Raw genomic sequence first — 3226 nt, forward strand, 5'->3', positions numbered from 1 at the left:
GGTGCAGCGCATTGTTGGGAGTCCATAAGTCTTTTGATCAGAGCATTACTCATGAGAATTGCTTTTTGGTGATCATTTTGTGCAATACTAATTACTTCTTCAGCATCTTCATCACTGATCATTTCAAATTGTTTCTGGCTTGGACATAAGCTATCATTCAAATCCCTTGGTTCAAACTTGTCTAATTCATCACCATAACTTCGTTTATTGATTTTTATTATTTCCTGTCCAATATCACTGAGCAAATACACAAATAATTTATTAATAAATTGTTCTCCGAATTTATTTGGATAAAAGGAATGAAAGCAGGTAAAATTTATTGCTGTTGTGAAATTGCGTATTACTTTTAACCTGCCCCTGCTAAAGACTCCGAATAAAATTGGAGCTGGTTTTCTATTTTCAATTTTGTACCAGGTCTTCCTTGTTTTTGTAAGATACCTCCCATGGTATCCCAATTTTTCGCCTTCTTTTATGTAATTTCGTATTTCAGAGTTGTCGTGATCTTTTACATCTAAACAATGGACTGGCTTATCCTCATTGTATAGTATATTAAAATCATGCTCAGTAAATACTGCTTTGCGGATTTGAGAGCTTTTTGTAATACACTTACAAATATTATTATCACTCAACTTCCGTTGCTCAATTTTTGATTTTTTTAACGCAAAAAATTCATTTGCGCCAGTAGCAATACCTCTCGTAAACGTACCGTATAGGGACAACTTACAGAAGCCATTTGGAGATACTTGTTCAGTGAACAATGATGAAATAATAGGTGTCCACTTTTTGTTGTATGGTAAATTCGATGGTTCGATTTCCCACTGATAGAATTTACTAATATCAGATATTTTATCTATTTCATCAATTTTTTTGATCTGTAAAATTTTAATGGTTTCTTTTTTTCCGTCATTTTTACAAAGAAGCACACAAACGGTTGTCGTTGCCTCTGGGAAAATTTCTTTTTCATTGGCAAAGATTATTATTTGCTTCAATAAATGATTTTCAAGGAGACTTTTTTTGATTTCTTTTCCGTAGCCAGTATTAAAAAATTCAAAAGGCATAATATACGCCAAGTTACCATTGATTTTAAGTTCTCTTAAAGACTTGACAAGGAATACGGAAGAGATATTAGAGTAACCGATAAGTTTCTTCCCTATTTTTTCTTCAATTTTTGGTAATATATCATGACGCTTAAGAAATTTCTGAAATCGCATATATGGTGGATTACAAATGATACCGTCAAATTTTTCAGTTTCAGCTTCGAGGTAATCACTATTGATAACTCTCAAATAAGGACTGTCACCATTACGATTGAGAAACTCAAATATATTTCTATCAATCTCATATCCAATGAAATGTACTTGATTACCTGAAGGTATTTTTATTGCTTCATCATAAAAAACGCCTAAGCCAAACGCTGGGTCTAATACTGTTTCTGGATTATCTTTTAAAACCCACTGTACCATGAGGCGAGCAACGCACATAGGTGTAAAAAACTGACCGTAATCCTTCCTATGATTAAGTGGAGTTTCAGCTATATATTTTAACTCACGCATTAATAACATCCCTTAGAAATATTTTATTATCAAGGTATCCCTTGCCGCCTGCAAAAGTGACATAAAAAAGCAGACGCCCCCTGTCTAATTCTTTCAGAGCCGATTTATGTTCAGGCATATCAATTTTTCCAATGACTTCTTTTCCAATTTGCACATTGATCTTGATCGTAGTTTTACCTTGATTTTTTACATCTCTTTCTATTGAAAAATTATTTCCATCATTGTTATCGTTTGAAACCAGTGCCAAAATATCTTTAAATGATATTATATATGCCTTGTCAAAAAATACTTGTAGATAAAAATGCTTGACATTATATTTCTGAATCCACCTGTTGACCAAGGCAACATCTTCAATTTTTGGGGTAATGCCCAAATAATCGCGTTTGTGCAGTATTTTTATATTTTCTTTGAGATTCTTCAGTAATTCAGTTAGATTTCTTAACTCTTTTGTTGATGACCATGACGGACAACGAAAGTCTAATTCTCTAAAGGTGTCATCTGTAGCATTTGACATTAGATTGTAAATTGTCTGGTTTTTTCGCCTTAATAGATCACCAAGGTCGGTATTGATTATGTCTTGTCTAATTTCTTCGCATTTTTTAATGGCCCGATCTTGTCTGTCCCGCATGAATGCCGCATATTTGTCTGCTAAAAAAGAACTTGATCTTACTTCAATCGCAGCCACAGCCTGCCTTATGTGCTGATCATTTTTAATGTCAATACTTCCATCCGGAAAGTCTCTGACCTTAAATATCAGTATATCTGGCCTCTTACCTATCGCATTAAGTTCACTCTGATATTCCATATAGAAATCAGCAAATCCATCATCACCTGCGGCTATGGATTCGGAACGCCCATATTTAACAGCAAAATAATCACCAGAATATTCATTGACTGCCTTAAAGACGATTGTTTCAGCCCAATCACCCTGTTCCTTGTTCGTGAGAAATTCGGAGTTAGCCATTGTTGGGGGCTTTCCAGTCATTTGTATTTCAGTATCAATCTCAAGTGGTGATTGCTTTATCAGGTTCAGAATATCATCTTTGTACATGAATTCTCCTTCTTGTTCAGCCCAGCCATCAATTATACCGCTCCCTGCGATCGAGCAACCCCCTCTATATTAGAACTCTTGCATAGATCCAACACCACTAAATAAAACCCTATACGACACCGTGCGGTTTAATCACCTCAATTTGGGGATAATTACCCCACAGAGGGGTCTAGCATTCCACTCAAGACGTGAAGACGACAATACCAAGCAATTGAGGCGGAATATCTCCCCATCTCCCCAAATCCCCCCGCAACGCGCACGAAGTGGTCTCCCCCCGCAACGCCCAGCAACTGGTCTCCCGAAAAAATTTTAGATTTTCTTAAGATCGACCTGAAAAACATTGGCTATTTTTTCCAATATAGTGTAAGTTAAGAAAAGTAAAGATTTCTCACAATTCTTCCACACATCTGCTCGCCTGCTCAGATGGATGGAGGAGAGAGCGCGGAATCTTAGCAATAATATACATTTTTCGGAGAAAACCCCCATGACCATTGCTGTCGGACGCGCCCCAGAAAGAGGGCTGTTTGATGCTCTCGATGACTGGCTCAAAAGAGACCGTTTCGTCTTCATCGGTTGGTCTGGTTTACTACTCTTCCCCTGCGCCTTCATGGCCCTAGGTGGA

2 protein-coding genes and 1 pseudogene are annotated in these 3226 nt (G+C 36.7%); 1 reads left to right on the plus strand and 2 read right to left on the minus strand.

The features are described 5' to 3' along the window. Positions 1-1553 (minus strand): HsdM family class I SAM-dependent methyltransferase (locus PX482_RS01860; RefSeq protein WP_288122003.1); only part of this gene is annotated, 1553 nt, incomplete at its 3' end. After that, positions 1546-2604 carry an AccI family restriction endonuclease gene (locus PX482_RS01865; protein ID WP_002756852.1) on the minus strand — a complete coding sequence of 353 codons (1059 nt, stop codon included), beginning with the start codon at positions 2602-2604 and terminating at the stop codon, positions 1546-1548. The genes PX482_RS01860 and PX482_RS01865, both read right to left, overlap by 8 nt. A gap of 484 nt (positions 2605-3088) precedes the next feature. Between PX482_RS01865 and PX482_RS01870 the strand changes: the two are divergent. Continuing rightward, a pseudogene (locus tag PX482_RS01870) lies at positions 3089-3226 on the plus strand (photosystem II D2 protein (photosystem q(a) protein)); the annotation flags it as partial.

This window comes from Microcystis sp. M53602_WE12, from assembly GCF_030065455.1.
GTDB classification, from domain to species: Bacteria; Cyanobacteriota; Cyanobacteriia; order Cyanobacteriales; family Microcystaceae; genus Microcystis; species Microcystis aeruginosa.

Coding starts and splice junctions, on each gene's coding strand:
- PX482_RS01865 (WP_002756852.1), bottom strand. CDS start 2,604: ATGTACAAAGATGATATTCTGAACCTGATAAAGCAATCACCACTTGAG.